Here is a 20,311-nt window from a genome sequence, read left to right as displayed (position 1 = left end):
ACCGCTCTAAACGAGCGGTTTTTTATTTTTAGAATAAGGATATTTTGGAAATATAGATTTTTATTCTACATTTGTAGAGTTAATTCTAATAATGTAGAAGAATGCAATTATCAAAAGCCGAAGAACAACTAATGAAATATCTATGGAAACTAGAGAAAGCTTTTATGAAAGATTTACTCGATGCTTTCCCCCAACCTAAGCCGGCTACAACTACAGTGGCGACTTTGTTAAAAAGAATGAAAGACAAAGGTTTTGTAGACTACAAATTATATGGTAAATCCAGAGAATATTATCCGTTAGTAAAAAAGACAGATTATTTCTCTAAGCATGTAAATGGTTTAATAAAGAATTTCTTCAATGATTCGGCTTCACAGTTTGCTTCGTTTTTTACTTCCGAAACAAATCTATCTACTTCCGAGTTAGAGGAGCTTAAAAAAATAGTGGATCAAGAACTTTTAAAGAAACAGAAATGATAGCCTACGTTCTTAAATCTTCTTTGTGTTTGATGCTCTTATGGGGTTTCTATAAGTTGTTTTTAGAAAAGGAGAATATCCATTTTTTAAAGAGATTCTATCTTCTTTTTAGTATGGTATTTGCCTTTAGCGTACCCTTTATTACCCTTACCTATGAAGTAGAAGTTGTTCCGCAACCAGAAATAGTTCTAGATGCGGCAGCACCAGTGATGATGGATGTATCTGAACTAAGTGAAGTAAATAAACCAGTCGATTATATATCTGCTATATTATGGAGTTTATACGGAATCGGCGTGTTGATTTTCTGTATTCGTTTTATTAAAAATCTTATTCATATAGTTAAAAAAGTGAGAAGAAATGAACGTTTGAAGGAGACATCTCATGTAAATGTTTTGGTAGGGAACTCTATTGTTCCTCATACATTTCTTGATTATATTTTTGTTCCCAAAAAAGAGTTTCAACAAAATGCTATACCAGAAGAAATCCTTCTTCACGAAAAAACACATGTGCTTCAAAAACATACCTTAGACGTACTGTTTGTAGAATTATTACAAGTAATTTTTTGGTTTAATCCAATATTTATTTTCCTTAAAAAATCAATCAGATTAAATCATGAGTTCTTAGCAGATCAGAATGTATTAAAACAACAATTTTCGATACAGAATTATTTTGACTTACTCCTTAATTACAAAAACAGCTCTAATCAAGCTGAATTATCGAGCCCTATTAATTATTCATTAACTAAAAAACGATTACAGATGATGACCAAAACATTTTCTAAAAAAAGAACCGCCTTAAAACTTTTTAGTATGATTCTTGTTTTTTCAATGTGCATACTTTTTTTCAATAATAAAATAGTAGCGAAAGAGCGAGAAGTAGTGTTTCTTGAAGATGCACCTTTATTAGATACTCCTATACCTATAAAGCAATCTAAATCAGTGAATATTGATGATGAACTGAAAAAAATAAATAATGAAAATATTAATTATTTGAAGCCATCAACTATTAAAAACACATCTGAGAAAATAGCTATGACCATTCACAAAAGCTCTGAAAAGAAAGAGATTCAAGATGGAGTAACAGAAGAAATGGTAAAAGAGTATAATGTATGGGCAAAGGATTTAAATTCCAAGATTAAAGGGAATAAGCCCATTGATATCACGCAGAGTAATATTTATCGTATGATATATATCTATAGAAATATGACTTCTGAACAACGTGAAAGATCTGAGCAGTTTCCTGATATCCCGCCTCCACCACCAGCACCAGAAGCTCCAAGAGTACAAAAAGGTGAGAAAAGTGATATTCCTCCACCTCCGCCACCAGCTCCAAAAGTAAAAAAAGGAGAGAAAAACGATATTCCACCACCACCGCCACCAGAGCCTAAAGCTCCTTCAAAAGTGAATGGAAATTATGTGGAGGTAATGTTTGCAGAAGATTCTGACTTGACCCAAGAAGAAAAAGAAGCTTATGTCAAAAGAGTGGAAGCTCAGATTGCGAAACAAAAAGCGGAACAAGAAAGAGCATTAGAGGAGATAAAAGCAGAAGAAATGGAAGTGTTAGCTGAATCTCAGCGATTAATTGCAGATGCAGAAAGAGTAGAGCAGGATAATCGAAGAGATGCAATTGCTGGAATTGAAGAAGCTGAAGTAAAACGAGCTATCGCAATGGAGCAAATGCAGAAGTTAATAGGAGCTGCAGAACGAGCCAGAGCTGAAGCTGCTGAACAAGCAGAGAAACAAAGAGCAGAGGTATTAGAACAACGACAAAGATTGAGAGAATTGTCGGCAAAAGATATGAGAAAAGCTAAAATACAAGCTCGAAAGGCTGAGAAGGCAATGCGAAAAGAAGAAATGAAAGCCAGAAAGTTAGCTCTAGAGGCTGAAAGAAAAGCCCAAAAAGAGCAAGTAAAAGCTGAATTTGAAGCCTATAAAGCAGCACTGGATGCGAAAAAAGCAATACGTGAAGCGGAAATGCAAGCTCGAAAAGCAGAACAACAAGCAAGACAAGAAATGCGCAAGGCAGAAATGAATGCTAGAGCACAAATGTTGGCAAGTGAAAGTGCTATGCGCGCTGCTGAAATGAATGCTAGAAAAGCAGAACAACGAGCTAAACGCCAGACTCCTGATAAATTAATAGAAAACATGGCAAAAAACGACGCGGAATTCTATTATAACGGAAAGAAAATCTCTGCAAAAAAAGCACTCAAATTAGTAGAGGATTCGGGTAATCCGCTATCCATTGATGCTTCTACTAATAACGGTAAATCTAAAGTGATTATCAAAGATTAATTATTTAGATATCATTCATCAATACATAAAAACGCATTAAAACCTCACTTTGGTGGGGTTTTTGTGCAACATTTGATTAGTAATCAGCGTTATAAGTCTATTGTCAATCAAAATTACCCTTAGATTATGTTAAAACGATTTTTTATTCTGTGCTCTGGCACAGATGCCGATATTTTGGCCAATTGCTCCAACGGAGAACAAAATAAGTATGCCGGTATTGGCGCAACCGTATTTTTTACAGCATTAATGGCTTTTTTAGCTGCTAGCTATGCGTTATACACAGTTTTTGATAATTATTTTACAGCAGTGTTTTTCGGAATTGTCTGGGGGCTGTTAATTTTTAATCTGGATAGGTTTATCGTTTCTACCATAAAGAAAAAGGATAGTTTTTTGGATGAGCTTTTGCAGGCTTCTCCTCGAATTATCTTGGCAGTCATCATAGCAGTAGTGATATCCAAACCTCTGGAATTAAAGATTTTTGAAAAAGAAATAGATCAAGTGCTTTTAGAGCAAAAGAATGATCTTACATTGGCAAATCAGGAACAAATCGCTACGCAGTATACGCCTATTGTAGAAGGAATTGACACTGAAATTGAAGCACTAAAAAAAGAAGTGACTGCCAAAGAAACGGAAGTCAATGAATTGTACGAAACTTATATTGCCGAAGCAGAAGGACGAAAAGGAACAGAGCTCGTGGGTAAAGGCCCTGTTTACAAAGAAAAAAGAGAAAAGCATGATGCACAATTAGCAGAATTAGTGGAGTTAAAGAAAACGAATGCTGAAAAAATTGCAAATCTGGAATTACAGAAAGGTGAACTTGCACAAGCATATGAAAAACAGGTAGAAGATTCTCAACTAATTATTGATAATTTTGATGGATTAATGGCAAGGGTAAATGCATTGGGCGAATTACCTTGGTTACCTTCTTTCTTTATCTTTCTGTTGTTTTTAGCGATCGAAACCTCTCCGATTTTTGCAAAATTATTATCTCCCAAAGGGGAATATGATTTTAAAATTGAAGATCTAGAAGGTGAAGTCAAAACATGGACTGCACAGAAAGCAGATCAGCGTAAAGCATTACTAGAAACCGATCATACGGTAAATGATAGAGTTTACAATGATATTGCTGAAGAAGATGAGCTGTATCAGTACAAAAAGAAAATCGCTAGAGAATTAATGCAAAAACAACAAGACGCCTTTTATAAAAGACAAACAGACATTTTGTAAAGGAGTATTGTATGTTTAGCAATTTGTATAACCACTAATTTTTTAATTGTGGTTAATTTTTTAATAATTTACTCCTCCAGAATCAATAATTTTCCCATGTTCAGAAAATTTGATAGTTAAATATTCCATTGGAGAACCTTCGGGGAGGTTATAAAGTAAATCAAAATCTTTATTGATATAAAAATCTATATGATTGACTTTTATTTCTTCAAGCTCTCTTTTAGTTGGATTATATAGCTCTTTTAGTTTGTCCTTTGCATTACTATCAAAACTTGTAATTTGGTTCAAAATTAGATGTATATATTTGTGGAGATTTTTGGCTTGATTTTCATCAGTGGAATTAATTCCTATAGTTATTGAATACTCTTCAACCTTAAATTCCTCTAAGCTACTATAACAATTCAAATTGCTTAAAAGCTCCATTTTTCCTATTTCATCTATTTCGTAAAAATTATTCATAAATTTTATCATTAACCACAACTAAAGAGTATACCTAATTACTCAGTTTTCAGTATTTTATAGGAGCTATTTTTAATAGTTAAAAAATAGATGCCAGATGCTAAGCTGTTCATATCGATTTTTTGATCAACAGCGTCTATTTTACCAATAGATACCGTCTTTCCTGATACAGAATACATAGTGTATGGTACAGGTTCAGAAGAAATTGTGTTTATGGTAAGATAATTACTTGTTGGATTAGGATAAATGTTCACAGTTAAGTCACCTTCATTAAAATCGCCTACAGAGAGTTGCTCCGCACCGTTAATATCGTATTTAGAAAAGAACTTCCATATTTCCTCAGATGCATTGATATCTTTATTGGTCACAGGACCAATTTCAAAAGCACTGCCAGGCCATGTATGTCCTCCGTTGATTATTTTGAAGTGTTCTATTTGTACTCCGTTATCACCATTGTCATACACATAATATTCTACTGTAGAGTTATCGTTGGTATTAATATCATCAATATTTGTGATTGTAGGAGTAGAATCCGTATTTACAGCATTTACCCAAAAACTAAGCACATTTTCAACAGATTCAAAACCAAAATTCCCATTGTACGGTACAGTAGTGTCATTAGTTCCATGTATTTCCATAATGGGCATTGGGTGAGAAGTGGTACAATTGTTCTGTTGACCTACTGTCATAGTTCCTGTTACAGAAGCAACAGCAGCAATTTTATCACTGAGTTCACAAGCTAATCTATAGCTCATAAATCCGCCGTTAGACATACCAGTACTGTAAATACGGTTTTGATTAATATTATAGTTTGATGATATTTCATCGATTAAGGCTGCAGTAAAACCTACATCGTCAACGGTACTAGTTCCCCAGCCTACATTAAAATGAGTACTTCCATTATTATCTACTGTTCCTAGAGGATGAGCAATCAAAAAACCTTCTCTATCAGCAATGGGTCTAAAATCTCCATAATTCATTTGTTGGGTGTGATTTGAACGATATCCATGAAAATTAAAAACCAATGGAACCTCTACATTACCAGAATAACTGGCAGGGATATATAAAATATATTCTCTTTGTATTCCATCATGCATTAGCGTATTGGTTAATGTTTGCTGAGCATTTGATGAAAATGAAAAGAAGTTAGATACTAAAACAATTAAAGTTGTTTTTTGGACAAACGAAAGTAGGTTGTAATTAGATACAGTCATGAGATTTGAGTTTGTGTAAAGTGATCCTAAAGATACTCAAAACCTTCGATCTGGATGATACACTTCTATATCTAATGATGTTTTTTTATCAGAAATAATTTCTGAAACGAGTTTTCCCGTGGATGTTCCCATACTCCAACCAAGCATTGCATGTCCTGTAGCTATAGTTAGGTTTTTACATTTTACAGATTTTCCGATATAGGGCATTCCATCTGGCGTTACAGGTCTTAAACCACAAGCAGCATCATTCTTTTCGGAGTCTGATATCGTGATTTTCGGATAATAGTTATGAGCTGCTTTGGCAATAGCATCTACTCTAACAGTATTAATATAATGATTAATTCCGGCGATTTCCATAGTTCCAGCAAATCGGGTAAAACCATCCATTGGAGTTACTGCTACTTTTGCTTCGGCTAATATAGCGGGCATAGTTATACCAAGGTCTCTAGTACAGTTAATTCGATACCCTTTGCCTGCTTCTAACAACAGTTTGATGCCTAGTTTTTTACAAAGTAATTTAGACCAAGATCCTGCGGCTACTACAAATTCATCTGCTGTATAGGTGCTAGAATCACTCGTTACTGAAATTATTTTGTCTCCCTCATTTTGTACACTTCGTATCTTTTCGTTTTTAAGAATAGTAACACCAGCTTTACTCAGATAAGCTTTTATTTCTTCCATAAAAGTAGTTGGAGTAGTATGGGCATCACACTCAAATAAAACAGCACCTTTAGCGTCAATTTGTACATTCGGTTCTATTTGTTGCAATTCTTTTATGGATAATTCTCTTGCTGCAAGTCCTTCTTTTTTTGCTAAATCCACGACCTTTAATTCCTCTTCTAACAGTTTGTTGGTTTGACAAATCATTAAAAGTCCCTTTTTTTCTAGTTGGAACTTGAAATTTTCTTCTTTTTTTATTTCCGAATATAATTGCTGACCTAGTAGGGTAATATCTTTAATAGGCTGTATACTTCTGGTTACATTTTTGATGGAACAAGAAGTGTTAAATGCCCATGCCCATTGTAAAAAATCTGATTTTAGACGTGGTTTAATAAATAATGGGCTTCCTGGATTAAACATCCATTTTAATCCTTTTTTCATCACTCCAGGAGCTGCTAACGGAATAATATGGCTTGGACTCAGGTATCCTGCATTTACATAAGAAGCTCCATAGTCCATAGAGGATTGGTCAATAATGGTAACCTTATGTCCAGCCTTCTGTAAGTAATATGCGGATGATAATCCGATAATACCTCCTCCGATAATGATACAATTTTTCAATGTATGAATGGTTTAGTGAAACAATGATCTAATTAATGGTATAAATAATTTAATTAAATGTGGTGTTTTTTCTAGCTTTTGATACTACTTTTAGAATTTCTTCTGCTTCGTTTAAGAGTGGATTAATTAATTTTTCGGATGCTAATCCCGAATCTTTTAAAACTTCTAACCAAAATACGGTTTCATCTGCCTCTTCAGTTGTAATTGAAATTTTAGAATAAAATTCTTTTTTGGATCTAGCAATACACGAAGCTCGATAGTTCGCTGCTGTCGAGGTTGCACTTTTTATAATTTGATAACCAATAACCTTAGTGGCTTCTGATTTATTCAAATTATTATACATCAGAATTATGTCTACAGATAATTTTTTAGTTCGATCCTTAAATTTTTCAATGAATTCTACCTTTTCCATATGTTAGTTTAACCTCTTTTTGATTATTTTCTAAAATCATAAATTACTTCATTATATCATTTTTCATTGATTTATTAATACATCTTATCAAATTACCTGAAACCCATGCGCATAAGGATCATCTTCCTCGTCAATAATAATGGTATTGTATCCGTATATTTTTGCCCATCCTTGTATGCTTGGAATAATGGCCTTTTTACCATTTAATGTTGTTTCTTCTTCAATTCTTCCAATAAATTTAGAACCTATATAACTTTCATGGATAAATTCTTCTCCTTTTTTTAGTTTTCCCTTTGTGTATAATTGAGCCATTCTTGCTGAGGTTCCTGTTCCGCAAGGGGAGCGATCAATTGCTTTATCACCATAAAAAACAGCATTTCTACCCGAAGATTTAATATCTAAAGGAGTTCCTGTCCACAACACATGGCTTACATCTCTAATAGTTGGATTTTCTGGATGTATAAATTGATTAGGATATTTCTTATTCATACTTTCTCTTAGTATTTGCGAAAACTGGATCAATTTAGAAGCGGTAAAATCTTGTATACCACTAAAGTTCTTTTGCGGATCAATGATGGCATAATAATTACCACCATAGGCTACATCAAAAGTTATTTCGCCTAGCTCTGGACATTGGATCGTGAGGCCTTCGCGAGCTAGATATGATTTCACATTTTTCAACTTTACCCAATCTACCTTATTTGAAGTTTGTTGATAGCTGATTTCTACCAAACCAGCAGGCGCCTCCATTTTTATGATTCCTGTATTTTTTGGTTGTACGAGTCCTTCTTCAATAGCAATGGTAATAGTACCAATAGTTCCATGGCCACACATCGGCAAACAACCGGAGGTTTCGATAAATAAGATGGCAAAATCATTTTCAGGATTATGTGGTTCAAATAAAAAACTACCACTCATCATATCGTGACCACGAGGTTCGAACATTAACCCTTTTCTGATCCAATCATATTCTTTGAGGAAATGTTGTCTTTTTTCACTCATCGAATTCCCTTGTAGATCAGGATGTCCTGTGGTGACTACTCTTACTGGATTTCCGCAGGTATGTGCGTCGATACATTTAAAAACAGTTCTAGACATGATTAGATGGGATCACTGGTTGACGAGCCATTTACTAGACGAGACAAACCTAAAGGGTTTTCATTTTTTAATTCATCTGGTAAAAGATGATTGGGCCAACTTTGATAACTAAATGGTCGAACCCATCTTTTTATCGAGTGAATTCCTACTGCTGTAAATCTACTGTCGGTAGAAGCAGGGTAAGGTCCACCATGAAGCATAGAAGGGCAAACCTCCACACCAGTAGGTACTCCGTTAAAAATAATTCTACCTACTCTGTCTTGCAAGGCATCGACGATAAAGGGATATGAGTTTAATTCATCATTTTCTGCTAAAATAGTTCCTGTTAATTGCCCTTCTAGATTAGAGATTACTACAGTTAATTCTTCTATATCTTCACATTGTACTACCATAGAAAATGGTCCAAAAACCTCTTGATGTAATGTAGTGTTTTCTAAAAAGGTTTTACCTTCTACTGTAGTTATGGTTTGTCTTGCATGATTAACTGCGACATCATCATGATAATCGGCTGTCGTTATTAGTCCATTCTGTTCTAATGCGCGGTTTTTATTTCTTTCATAATTACCTATGATGTTAGGATGTAGCATACAAGAAGGATCTATTGTTAAGATTTCATCGGATAAGGATTCAATGAATTTATCTAATGAAGATCCTTTAATGCCTAATATTAATCCTGGATTTGTACAAAATTGCCCTGTTCCTAGAGTTATGGATTGTGCATAGGTTTTGGCAAGTTCTTTACCTCTAGATTCTGTGGCTTTTGGTAATAAAATGACAGGATTAATACTTCCCATTTCTGCAAAAACAGGAATAGGCTCTGGTCTTTGTGACGCTAAATCAAACAGCGCTCTTCCTCCTTTAATACTTCCTGTAAAACCAACGGCTTTAACTTTTGGATGTTGTACCAATTGCGTGCCGACTTCAATTCCCGAACTATTAAGGTTTGAAAAAACTCCATTTGGCATTCCCGTTTTTTCAACTGCTTTTGTAATTGCACTAGCAACCAATTCTCCAGTTCCTGCATGCATAGGATGTGATTTTACAATAACTGGACATCCTGCTGCAAATGCAGCGGCTGTATCTCCACCAGCTGTAGAATAAGCCAAAGGAAAGTTACTAGCACCAAAAACTACAACGGGTCCTAATGGTACAAGCATTTTTCGAATGTCTTGTTTTGGTATTGGATTTCTATCTGGATCCGCTGTATCGATAGTAGCCTCTACCCAAGATCCATTTAATAACAATTTAGCAAACATTCGTAACTGTCCTATGGTTCTTCCACGTTCCCCTTTTGCTCTTCCTTCCGGCAGGCCTGTTTCAGACATATATGTCTCGATAAGAGCTTGGTCTAATGCCAAAATTTCATCAGCAATAGCATTCAGAAATTCAGCTTTTTTTGCTCCTGAAATCTTTTTAAAGATTTCAAAGGCGTTTGAAGCTAAAGAAACTGCCTTTTCTATTTCTTCTGATGAAGCTTCATGAAAAAGAGTAGTGTTCTCAATATTTAACTTGGGGTTAAAGGTCTTATATGTTTTTGATCCTTCAGATGAAAGTTGATTTCCTATGTAGTTTTTGCCCGTTATCATAAATGATACATTAATGAGTGTAATAATTTTATTGTCTTTTTGTGGTAGCTTTAAAACTAGCTACTTACTAATGATTTGTAATCTGGTAAAACAGGTTTTGTTTTGATTCCATTTTCTATAATCTGCAAAACCATTTTTCGTTCGTCTCCAATTAACGGAAGTCTAGGAGCGCGAACATTTTCGGTTCCAATACCAGTAGCAACTTCTGCCAGTTTGATATTCTGTACTAATTTAGGATTTATATCTAATTCTAACAATGGTAAAAACCAGCGATATATTGCTAAGGCTTCCTTAATTCTGCCTGCTTTTTGTAGTTCATAAATAGCAACGGTTTCTTTAGGGAATGCACATACCAATCCAGCCACCCAACCTTGAGCACCCATAAGTAAACTTTCTAAGGCAAGTGTGTCTACACCACATAGAATCTTTAGTCGATCATTAAACCTATTTTTGATGCGAGTAATATTAGAAATATCTCTTGTTGATTCTTTCACCGCCTGAATGTTATCCACTCCCAAAAGTTCTTCAAACATGTCCAGTGTAACCTCGATTTTGTAATCTACAGGATTGTTATAAATCATAATGGGTAAGTCAGTATTTTTAGCTACTTCTTTGAAGTATACTACCGTTTCTCGATCTCCTGCTTTGTAACGCATTGGAGGTAATATCATTAGTCCATTCGCGCCATCTTCCTGAGCTTTCTTAGCAGCGTTTATAGCACCTTTTGTACTTTGCTCAGCGATATTGATAATCACTGGAACTTTATTATCAACTATGTCTACAGTAGTTTTTACCAAAGTGCTTTTTTCCGCGTCAGTAAGTGTACTGGCTTCTCCTAAAGTGCCACCCAATATAATACCATGGACACCAGCTTCTAACTGAGCTTCTATATTGGTCGTAAACATTTGTAAGTCTAAAGTGTCCTGATCAGTAAATTTTGTAGTTACTGCAGGCATCACACCTTCCCATTTTATATTCATTGTTGTTTTTTTATTCAAAGATATTGTCAAATTACAGCTTAGGATATGGTGAAATTATCTAAAACTAATACTATATTATCTTATATTATTGAAATTTACATTAATATGATTAATATTGGAATATATTTGTCTGTAAATGAAAGCCCTACCTTTTAAAATACCAAAATCTTCTACAGATACGTTGCTTATTCAGGAAGATAGGGGAATTGTGCTATATGATAAGCTGCATCAGCATGAAGAGATACAAATATCTATTATCATATCAGGGGAAGGTAGCTTAATTGTAGGAGATGCTATTACAGATTATAAGCCAAATGATATTTTGGTTTTTGGTAGTAATGTACCACATGTGCTAAAAAGCGCTTCTTCGGATGAAGAATCGTATATGATTTCGCTTTTTTTTACTAGAGAATCTTTTGGTAAATCTTTTTTTGAACTCCCAGAGTTTGAAGATCTTTCGGATTTTTTTAGAAGTTCGGCATATGGAATTAGAGTACTTTCTAAAAAGCAGAAGCTTAAAAAACAGTTTCTGAGAATTTTAGAAGAAGAGAATCGTTTTGATCGTTTTGTAGTGTTTTTAAAGATATTACAGTTATTAAAAACGGCTCATACTCAAACGATATCTTCATTTATTTCTAAAAGGGTGTATACTGATAATGAAGGAAAACGGATGGCAAAAGTTTTTAAAGCTGTGATGGATGAATTTAGCAAAGACTTTTCCCTGAAAGAGGCAGCGGATCTTGCTAATATGACTCCCAATGCATTTTGTAGATATTTTAAAACCAGAACGAATAAAACGTTCTTTCAATTCTTGATAGAAGTTAGAATTGAAAATGTTTGTAAATTATTATCCAAAGAAAAAGAGATTACCATATCCCAAGCCTCTTATAGCAGTGGCTTTAAAAACTTATCCAATTTTAATAGAAAGTTTAAAGAAATAAAAGGTATTACTCCTTCTGCCTACAAAAGAAGACTAAACGATCCCCATTTTGTTCAATAGAAATGAAGCATTCATATTTTGACATATCCCATCTTTGAATTTATAGTCGAAAAATAGTTCATCATTTATAATTTGCGCATCGAAAAACCTGTTTTTTACAGAGTTCAATTCGGAAGCTATTTCACATAAACTTAAATCATGAGTAGCTATGATACCCGTGGCATTTGCTTTTACCAATCGTTCTACAAATTTTCTGGATCCCGCAGCTTTATCTTTGCTGTTAGTACCTTTTAGGATTTCGTCTAAAATGATAAAGTATTCGTCTTTGTGTAAGGCATCTACAATTCTTTTAAGTTGTGTTAATTCTGAAAAGAAATAAGAAGCATCATCACTTAACGAATCAGAAGTTCGCATACTTGTGATCAATTTAATTGGTCTATAGGAACAAGATTTTGCGCATATGGGAAGTCCTATGTTAGACATCACAATCTGTAGGGCTACAGTTCTTAAAAAAGTACTTTTACCAGCCATATTAGCACCAGTGATAATGAAAAACTCTTCTTTATTAATAGTAATGTTATTATCAACTCGTTTAGAGGTTTTTAGCATTGGATGTCCTAATGCTTTAGCTTCAATGATGTTCCCTTCTTTTGTCAGTTCTGGATATACATAATTAGGATTATTAAAAGCAAAATTACCTAAGGAGTTATAAGCATCAAAAAATGCGATGACTTCAAACCATTGGTCTACTTTATGATGATGAGCAGCTATCCATTTTTCAATTCGATAGCATTGTATGATGTCCCAAAGAAAAAGACCATTTGCAAAAATTCCAAACATCATATTATTTCGTTGGTCAAAGGCATTTAGTATACTGGCAAACTGTTTTAGGATTAATGAAGCTTTTTCTTTTTCATTGATGACATTTTGCTGTTTTATTTGCAATAATTTTGATTCGAATTTACTTTTTTCAATAAGATCAACTAGTTTGTAATACTGTTCGAAGGTATCTTTTGCTTTATTAGCATCGTTATACAAATTGTTTATTTTTTTTAATTGAGATCCTGTGATTCCTAAGCCAATAAAAAACCAAATGAGAAACATTTGAAACGTAATAACCTCTATAAAAAGCAACACCAATAATATAACAGAGATTGCAGAAACAATAGCAGGAAGTACTTTCATTATTTTTGGGACAAATGGCGTATACCTTTGTAGCCAAGACTGAATTTTGGATATGGATATGGAGACCTCTACTAAAGAGGCAATGGCTGTAAATTCTTGTCGCCAGGAAGCTAATTTAGAGAGGTTTTTAATAGCATCTTGCTTGTCTTTTATTTCTTTTATGTTATTACTTTTTAGTAGCTCAGTAAGCATGTTTTTACCAGCTATAGTAGCAGTTCTATTGGTGTATTGAAAGAAAGACCGGTCTCCGAATAGATCAATGTCATGACTATACTCATGGGTAGCATCGATAAATTCTTTTCCTGTAGGGAGTTTGCTATAGTCGTTATTAAAAACGTCTAACTCTAGTTGATTCAGATCAATTAATTTTTGGAGTTTATTTTTGGTATAGGATAGGTTAGTATGACGATTTACCATAACAATAAAAATGACAATACCTACAATAATACTTCCCAGAATGATCTGTGTATTAGGATATCCAAAGTAGATCCCGGCTATAATCCCTAGAAAAACAAGAAGCCTAATGGTACTAGAAATGGCTAATTGTTTTTTTATTTTACTTAAAGAGTTGCTATGACTTTTTATTTGCGAGTCATAAAATTCGTGCGGTTTGTTCATTGTATGTGTAAAAAGAAAATGTTGTAAGCCGAAAAGACTATAATATGGATTTTCTTTTTTTGTTTTAAAGGTTTTCTAATTCTTGTTTTGCTTTTTTGGTCAGTCCACTAACAACTAAGTCATAAGAGTGATCAATTAATTCGCATAACATATGAGTAGCTAAACTGCCAGAAAAGTTAACAGTATTCCAATGTTTTTTACTCATATGATATCCAGGTTCGATTTCTGGATGATATTCTCGGAGTTCTAAAGATTTATCGGGATCACATTTTAGGTTTACGCTAAAGGGAATTCTTTCCAATCCTGTTAAGGCAAACATCTTTCCCATTACCTTAAAAACCAGTGTTGTTTCATCAAAAGGAAATTCTTCTGAAACACCTTTTTTTGATAAGCAATATGCTCTAAAAGCTTCTATGTCCATTTTGTCATCATCAAATTAGGATCTGGTAATTCTTCAAATCCAAATTGTTTATATAATCCGTGCGCATCTTTAGTAGCAAGCATCCACCGATGTACTTTTTGGAGTTCAGAATGTTCTACGATCGTCTTGATCAGTTGTTTGGAATATCCATTACCTCTATAATTTTCAATAATAAATACATCCATAAGGTATGCAAAAACAGTATAATCTTTTAACAATCTAGCAAAACCAATCTGCTCACCATTTAGATAAACGCCAAAATTAAGACAATGTTCTATACTGTTTTTAACTTCTTCTTTGGTTCTTCCTTTTGCCCAATATGCTTTCGTTAAAAATTGATGAATAAAATCAATATTTAGTTTTGAATTATCCGTAGAGATTGTAATACCCATTATTTTCTAGTTAAGAAGCTTTTGATCTAACTCATTATTGAGTTCTAAAGCTGAATAATCTAATTTCCAACCTATTGACTCTGCAACGGTTTCCATAAGAGATATTACAGTTAATAATTCTTTTCCGGCAGCTTCTATTAATCCACTTTGAGGAATTTTATCTATAATAAATTGCTTCGCTTCCTGATTAATATCGGTAAGATCATTAGAAGTCATAGGATTTAACCAACCTTCTTTCTTATCATAATATTTAAAATCCGTTTCAATAGTAAGCAATTTGGCTTGTGGAAATTGGGTTAAAATAATTTTTTTGTTTTTGGTATCGCTTTCTAATTTTATCTTGGAAAGATCGAATCCCACATGTGCTTTTGCATCAATTAGAATTAATGCCTTTTTCTTGCCTCTTATGATATTAAAGAATTTCTCTTTTACACTTTCGTAGTGGTATATTTCTGCAAAATCGCCTTCTACCGTAACAAGTTTGCAAACACTTCTTATCTTTTCCATAAGAATAGTGGATTGTGTTTGTACACTAGCTCTTTTTTTAACAGCACTAAATCTGGCAAAAATAAAATACGCCAAAATAGCACCTATTAATAATCCAATAAATAATAATTCCATATTAATTCTTTTTCCCAATCTCACCTAGATGGGTAAATTTAAATCCTTTTTCATATTTAAGACCATATCCTAGAATTCTGTCAAAGGCTGAATGCGAAAATAGGATGATTCCGCATAACAATAGGTATTCATTGGACAGATATACGCCGATCAGATAGATTACAATAGCTATGCCTTTATGATGAAATATATTGTATGAAAAAGTTCCTATTTTAGTATTGATAATATATCCTAACATTCCAATATCAGGTACCAAAAATAAAGCCAAAAATAACCACCAAGAAAATGATAGCAAACTAAAAAGGTATATGCCTAAACCTAGCATAGCCAACTCTTCTAACTGCAAAGTGGTTTTCATCATGATTGTATTATTTTATATAAAACAGGTTTACTAGGAGAAGCATCATTTTCAAAAGATGCTATCTGAAGGTTAAGTATATATGGTCCATCTTTTATTTGATCTTTTACAAAAACCATTTCTGTAATAGTTGCGTCTAATCGGGTATCTTGAGGATAATTCCAAAAAGCTTTGTGCGCCAATAATTTCCCGTCATCTTTTTCCTTATCTACAGATGGTAAATCAATCAAAAGATGTTTGATTCCTTGTTCTCTTATAAAAAGTGCAGCTTCTTCTAATAAATACGCCCAATTCGTATGAGAATACTGTTTGTTGCATTTGTCGGGATAATTAGGGGTTGTTCGTATAATGAGTGCTTCTGGTTTTGAAAACAATTCTTTTTTGATTTGTTCTTTTGTTATTACAAAATCATCATCTTTAATTTCTGGGTCAATCGTAATGAGTTCAGCCGTAAAAAAGAATTGTTTTAAAGTTTGATTAATGCTATGAAATTCTGGAGTAATATGTCCAACACATTCTGTATGTGTTCCATGTCCATGCGGATTAAAGTATATATTATTAAAGTTAGTAGAAGCTCCTTCAGAAACTTTTCCAACCCAATCACCATCTTTTACAGGTTCTATTTTGGGAGCAGGGATATACCATGCATTTACATTGTCTTCCGTAGCTCTCAATGAGATAGAGATATCCATTGGTTTAGATAAATCAATTTGATAAGAAGTTTTCTGGTATTGAATGGTTGTAATCATGAAAATGTGTTCCTCTATCTTCTGAGTTAGCCTAAATTTAATAAGAAAAGATCACTTGCAATCCCATCGCTTAAAAACTTTCCTTTTTTAGTAACTGATAGTGTATCATCATCCAAAAATAATAAATGCTCTTCTATATGTTTTTTAGCTTGTTTTAGTAAGTATTCTTTATAAGTAATTCCAAAAGTATTTTCCACTTTTTTAAGAGAAACACCCCAAATTGTTCGTAATCCCGTCATTACGTATTCATTGTACTTGTCGGTAGTGGTTAACTTTTCTACTTCTTTAGGAAGCTCATTTTCTTGCAGCGCTTTGATATATTTTGTGTTGTTATTAATATTCCAACTTCGTTCATTACCATTATACGAATGCGCAGAAGGACCGATACCTAAATAATGCTTTCCTTGCCAATATGCGGTGTTGTTTTTACTAAAATATCCTTGTTTTCCAAAATTCGAAAATTCATAATACTCAAACCCTGCTTGCTCCATTGTATCTACTAGGATGCCAAAGTGCTCTTGAGCAAGTTCATCTTCTACGGGAGCAATAATGCCTTTTTCTACGAATGATGCCAAGGCGGTCTTGGGTTCTACCGTTAGTGCATAGCTAGAGATATGTGGAGCTTTGGTGTCTAATGCCATTTTCAGGTTTTCTTTCCATCTATCTGTTGACATTCCTGGTATTCCATAAATTAAATCAATAGAAAAGTTATCAAAATATTCCTTAACTAGGGATATACTCTTACTAGCTTCATTGGCATTGTGCGCTCGATTCATAAGTTTCAAATCCTCATCAAAAAAAGATTGGATACCGATACTTAGTCGATTTACTTCTGTACTGGCAATGGCTTTTACGTAGGATTCTGTAAGATCATCCGGATTTGCTTCTACGGTTATTTCTACATTATCTGATACTAGGTAATTTTCGTAGATAGTATCTATAATAAATTTTAAAGCAGGAACAGTGAGAATACTTGGTGTTCCTCCTCCAAAATATATTGTTTCAATAACTTGGTAATCATCGATTTCTGATCTTCTTAGTTTAATCTCATTACACAAAGCAAACACCATTTGATCCTTCTTTTTGGTAGAAGTTGAGAAATGGAAATCACAATAATGACAAGCTTGCTTGCAAAAAGGAATATGGATGTAGATACCAGACAAATCAGTTGTTATTTAGTTTTGAAAATTCTATTTATTACAAATCTAAGGTTATATGTGAGAAATATAGAATAGCCAAACGTGTCATTTTTTCACTCGTTTTTCGTTTTGTTTTACAAAAGCTGCCCAACCGCTATAGCTTTTTCCTACGATATCTGCTCTTCCCATATTATAAAAATGACAAACTGCAGCTGCCAATCCATCGGTAGAGTCTAGATTTTTAGGAAGTGTTTTGATTTTTAGAAGGTTTTGGAGCATTTTAGCTACTTGTTCCTTACTGGCATTTCCATTACCAGTAATTGCCATTTTTATTTTTTTTGGCGAGTATTCAGTTATGGGAACTTCTCTACTTAATCCAGCTGCCATAGCGACTCCTTGTGCACGTCCTAGTTTTAGCATGGATTGTACATTTTTCCCAAAAAACGGAGCTTCAATGGCTATTTCATCTGGGTGATAAGTATCAATAAGCTCTACGGTTCTTTCAAAAATAAGTTTTAGCTTTAAATAATGGTCATCATATTTACCAAGTTGTAGCTCATTCAATTGTAAAAAGGACATTTTTTTATTGATAATTTTTATCAATCCAAATCCCATAATGGTAGTTCCAGGATCAATGCCTAATATGATTTTTTCGTTTTCCAAGAAATTCTCGTTTCTACAAAACTAAGCAATACCTTATTAATTCATATGAATAACCAGAGGTAATTTATATCTAGAGGTAACAGGTGTACTTCGTACAATAGCAGGGTCTGCTTTGGGTAACGTTTTGATGCTTTTTATAAGAATATCTTCAAAATTAGGAATCTGCTCAGTTATTAATTCTGGTATCGTAAATTCTTCTAGATTGATTTTGCCTCTTTTATCCACTAGTAATGGTATCCATATAGTATCGTTTATGGATGTTGTTACCGAAATTTTAGTACCAGCTATTTCGGACTTTATATGATTGATAATAGTTTTATGAAAACAATCATCTATTTCTTCAGGTTCATTGATACAGGTTTCAAAAAAAGGAGGTTTATCTACTTGGTTTTTGTCAATTTCACTCCATTTTTCTCTAAAAACGTCCTCTTGATTTTCTTTTTTTACCAATAATTTATCACAGGAAAATGATAAGAAGATGAAAACATATATGTAATATACCCTTTTAATCATTCATTAATTTTATGAGGTGTAAAAATACAAGATGTGTATATAAAGCCCCTAAAATTAAAGTTTTTTATTAAAAGATCGTTGCTTAAGCGTTTCTATTGCCTGAAAACGAATAGTCCAGATCAATAGTTAGTTTTCTACTACAGCTTTTTCAGAAGCTTGAATTTCTTTTTTGAGTTGGGTAATTCTTTTATTAACCATAAACCCATAGAAGTTTTTGGCGTCTTTAGTTTTACCAAATTTTTTCATAAATAAATTATAGTATTCCAATTTTACTTTTGGGTCTTTGTAATAAGCATCTGCAAATACGGCTAGCTGATATTGTGCCCTTATGAATTCTGGATTTTCCTTAAGGGCTATTTTGGCATGTTTAATGGCGTCTTCCCATTTTTCTTGATGGCGGTAGGTCATGGCAATCCTCATAACATCCTCTTCTATAGGAAGATCTTTTAAAGTCAGTGCAGCTCTATAGCTATCTAGAGCATTCTCATACTCTTTAATAGAGGTATAAGCATCTCCTAACCGAGTGTATCTTAGCGGCACCTGATCATTATATTTTAACGCTTCTTGATATTGTGCTATGGCTAATTTATAATCATAATTTTTATGATAGCATAGCGCTAACGAAGCGTGTACATACTCATTACTATGATTTAACGAAACTAATTTCTCGAAATAGGGGATTGCTTCATAATAATACTTCCTCAAAAGATAATTTTGTCCTAAAATATTGATCAATTCAGGATTTTCTGAATAAGAGGATAATCCTTTATTGGCGATATCTTCGACTTTATTATAATTTCTCTTTTTTAGAAAGTGTTTTGCTACTTCAAAACAGCTCTTTTGGTGTGTACTATCTAGCTTAAAGGCTTCTTTAAAATAAACGATTGCAGTGCTATCCTTCTGTTTTTTCTTAACAGAACCTAATTGATAATAAAAATTAGGGTTATCAGGATACTGGGAAACTAAACCAGCATAAACACTGTCAGCTTTTTTGTACTTTCTAGTAGTGGTTAATAACTTAGCATACTCCAGTTTTACTGATAGCGATTCAGTGTCCAATTGAAGTACTTTTTCATAATAAACTAAAGCATCCGCATATGTGCCTTTTGCTTTATGAGCTTTAGCAATTTTTAGTAAAATGTAGTCATCTTTTGGATCAATGTTCTGGTATACTTTTATAGCTTCGGTATAATTACCAATCGTATATAGACTATCCGCTGCCTTTAATGAAGCCTTTTGGGCTTTAATTAAGGTAAAGGCGAATAGCGCAATAATAAAGATGTAATGTTTGGCATCTTTATGAAGCTTCATGATCTTCTTTGTTGATTTCTTTTAGAATGGTTTCTAGATCTTTGATATTCATATCATTCTTTTTTACAAAAAATGAGACCATATTTCTAAAAGAACCATTGAAGTAATTATTCATCAATTTATTCAGTGACTGATTACTATATTCTTCTTTTTTTACCAAAGGGAAATAGATATATCCTTTCCCTTCTTTACGATGAGATACAAATTCTTTGTTTTCTAAAATTCTAATAATGGTAGAAATGGTATTATATGCAGGTTTAGGCTCAGGCATACATTCGATAATGGCGGCTACATTTCCTTCTCCAAGTTGCCATAAAAGCTGCATTACTTCTTCCTCTGCTTTTGTTAATTGTTTCATCTGTCTTTTATAAGGGTATTGT

At 33.3% G+C, this 20,311-nt stretch carries 22 protein-coding genes; 4 read left to right on the top strand and 18 right to left on the bottom strand.

Translation table 11 applies throughout. The features are described from left to right. Positions 1–101 precede the first annotated feature (101 nt). The 3 genes from ABD077_RS01035 to ABD077_RS01025 all read left to right on the top strand — a co-directional run bounded on the left by ABD077_RS01035 (position 102) and on the right by ABD077_RS01025 (position 3,991). Complete coding sequence (locus tag ABD077_RS01035) at positions 102–473, top strand: BlaI/MecI/CopY family transcriptional regulator (protein WP_343909624.1); 372 nt, start codon at positions 102–104, stop codon at positions 471–473. Then, positions 470–2,764 (top strand): M56 family metallopeptidase, encoded by a 2,295-nt coding sequence (locus ABD077_RS01030; protein ID WP_343909622.1) that lies wholly within the window; start codon positions 470–472, stop codon positions 2,762–2,764. Before ABD077_RS01035 ends, ABD077_RS01030 begins: the two co-directional genes overlap by 4 nt. Before the next feature lie 126 nt (positions 2,765–2,890). Continuing rightward, a complete protein-coding gene (locus tag ABD077_RS01025) occupies positions 2,891–3,991 on the top strand; it encodes a DUF4407 domain-containing protein (RefSeq protein WP_343909620.1) in 1,101 nt (366 codons plus the stop codon). Positions 3,992–4,051: 60 nt separating this feature from the next. Here the strand turns inward: ABD077_RS01025 and ABD077_RS01020 are convergent, their stop codons facing one another. From ABD077_RS01020 to ABD077_RS00990, 7 genes are all read right to left on the bottom strand, one after another. Next, a complete protein-coding gene (locus tag ABD077_RS01020; RefSeq protein ID WP_343909618.1) occupies positions 4,052–4,450 on the bottom strand; it encodes a hypothetical protein in 399 nt (132 codons plus the stop codon). A gap of 38 nt (positions 4,451–4,488) precedes the next feature. After that, the gene (locus tag ABD077_RS01015; RefSeq protein WP_343909616.1) at positions 4,489–5,664 is read right to left on the bottom strand and encodes an extracellular catalytic domain type 1 short-chain-length polyhydroxyalkanoate depolymerase; all 1,176 of its coding nucleotides are present in this window, start codon (positions 5,662–5,664) and stop codon (positions 4,489–4,491) included. Between the two features lie 36 nt (positions 5,665–5,700). After that, positions 5,701–6,945 carry an NAD(P)/FAD-dependent oxidoreductase gene (locus tag ABD077_RS01010; protein ID WP_343909614.1) on the bottom strand — a complete coding sequence of 415 codons (1,245 nt, stop codon included), beginning with the start codon at positions 6,943–6,945 and terminating at the stop codon, positions 5,701–5,703. 49 nt (positions 6,946–6,994) lie between these two features. Next, positions 6,995–7,357, bottom strand: a complete 363-nt coding sequence (locus tag ABD077_RS01005; RefSeq protein WP_299605472.1) for a four helix bundle protein — start codon at positions 7,355–7,357, stop codon at positions 6,995–6,997. A gap of 87 nt (positions 7,358–7,444) precedes the next feature. Further along, complete coding sequence (locus tag ABD077_RS01000; RefSeq protein WP_343909612.1) at positions 7,445–8,455, bottom strand: 4-hydroxyproline epimerase; 1,011 nt, start codon at positions 8,453–8,455, stop codon at positions 7,445–7,447. A 2-nt stretch (positions 8,456–8,457) separates the two neighbouring features. Then, entirely contained in the window at positions 8,458–10,041 is a 1,584-nt protein-coding gene (locus ABD077_RS00995) for an aldehyde dehydrogenase (NADP(+)) (protein WP_343909610.1), read from the bottom strand. Between the two features lie 56 nt (positions 10,042–10,097). Further along, complete coding sequence (locus ABD077_RS00990; protein WP_343909608.1) at positions 10,098–11,021, bottom strand: dihydrodipicolinate synthase family protein; 924 nt, start codon at positions 11,019–11,021, stop codon at positions 10,098–10,100. A gap of 136 nt (positions 11,022–11,157) precedes the next feature. On the opposite strand from ABD077_RS00990, the gene ABD077_RS00985 reads away from it, so the two are divergent. After that, entirely contained in the window at positions 11,158–12,021 is an 864-nt protein-coding gene (locus ABD077_RS00985; RefSeq protein WP_343909606.1) for an AraC family transcriptional regulator, read from the top strand. Here the strand turns inward: ABD077_RS00985 and ABD077_RS00980 are convergent. The 11 genes from ABD077_RS00980 to ABD077_RS00930 all read right to left on the bottom strand — a co-directional run bounded on the left by ABD077_RS00980 (position 11,995) and on the right by ABD077_RS00930 (position 20,289). Then, a complete protein-coding gene (locus ABD077_RS00980) occupies positions 11,995–13,764 on the bottom strand; it encodes a MutS-related protein (protein ID WP_343909604.1) in 1,770 nt (589 codons plus the stop codon). The two genes, ABD077_RS00985 and ABD077_RS00980, sit on opposite strands and share 27 nt — an antisense overlap. A 64-nt stretch (positions 13,765–13,828) precedes the next feature. After that, positions 13,829–14,185, bottom strand: a complete 357-nt coding sequence (locus tag ABD077_RS00975) for an MmcQ/YjbR family DNA-binding protein (RefSeq protein ID WP_343909602.1) — start codon at positions 14,183–14,185, stop codon at positions 13,829–13,831. After that, complete coding sequence (locus ABD077_RS00970) at positions 14,176–14,577, bottom strand: GNAT family N-acetyltransferase (protein WP_343909601.1); 402 nt, start codon at positions 14,575–14,577, stop codon at positions 14,176–14,178. Before ABD077_RS00970 ends, ABD077_RS00975 begins: the two co-directional genes overlap by 10 nt. Before the next feature lie 6 nt (positions 14,578–14,583). After that, positions 14,584–15,198, bottom strand: coding sequence for a DUF4230 domain-containing protein (locus tag ABD077_RS00965; RefSeq protein ID WP_343909599.1), 615 nt, complete (start codon positions 15,196–15,198; stop codon positions 14,584–14,586). Between the two features lies 1 nt (position 15,199). Beyond that, entirely contained in the window at positions 15,200–15,556 is a 357-nt protein-coding gene (locus tag ABD077_RS00960; protein ID WP_343911958.1) for a DUF4260 domain-containing protein, read from the bottom strand. Next, positions 15,556–16,305: a cyclase family protein gene (locus ABD077_RS00955; protein ID WP_343909598.1), complete on the bottom strand. Its 750-nt coding sequence runs from the start codon at positions 16,303–16,305 to the stop codon at positions 15,556–15,558. The genes ABD077_RS00960 and ABD077_RS00955 overlap by 1 nt, the downstream gene beginning before the upstream one ends. 26 nt (positions 16,306–16,331) lie before the next feature. Beyond that, positions 16,332–17,468 (bottom strand): radical SAM family heme chaperone HemW, encoded by a 1,137-nt coding sequence (gene hemW, locus ABD077_RS00950; protein WP_343909596.1) that lies wholly within the window; start codon positions 17,466–17,468, stop codon positions 16,332–16,334. An 81-nt stretch (positions 17,469–17,549) separates the two neighbouring features. Continuing rightward, the gene (ruvC, locus tag ABD077_RS00945) at positions 17,550–18,107 is read right to left on the bottom strand and encodes a crossover junction endodeoxyribonuclease RuvC (protein ID WP_299605495.1); all 558 of its coding nucleotides are present in this window, start codon (positions 18,105–18,107) and stop codon (positions 17,550–17,552) included. 36 nt (positions 18,108–18,143) lie between these two features. After that, positions 18,144–18,620 (bottom strand): hypothetical protein, encoded by a 477-nt coding sequence (locus tag ABD077_RS00940; RefSeq protein ID WP_343909594.1) that lies wholly within the window; start codon positions 18,618–18,620, stop codon positions 18,144–18,146. 126 nt (positions 18,621–18,746) lie between these two features. Further along, positions 18,747–19,931 carry a tetratricopeptide repeat protein gene (locus ABD077_RS00935; protein WP_343909592.1) on the bottom strand — a complete coding sequence of 395 codons (1,185 nt, stop codon included), beginning with the start codon at positions 19,929–19,931 and terminating at the stop codon, positions 18,747–18,749. Beyond that, positions 19,918–20,289 carry a BlaI/MecI/CopY family transcriptional regulator gene (locus ABD077_RS00930; protein WP_343909590.1) on the bottom strand — a complete coding sequence of 124 codons (372 nt, stop codon included), beginning with the start codon at positions 20,287–20,289 and terminating at the stop codon, positions 19,918–19,920. The genes ABD077_RS00935 and ABD077_RS00930 overlap by 14 nt, the downstream gene beginning before the upstream one ends. Between the last annotated feature and the right edge of the window lie 22 nt (positions 20,290–20,311).

It is taken from the genome of Aquimarina litoralis, assembly GCF_039523995.1.
In the GTDB taxonomy this organism is placed as follows: domain Bacteria; phylum Bacteroidota; class Bacteroidia; order Flavobacteriales; family Flavobacteriaceae; genus Aquimarina; species Aquimarina litoralis.
This window is presented reverse-complemented; position numbering and strand designations above follow the sequence as displayed.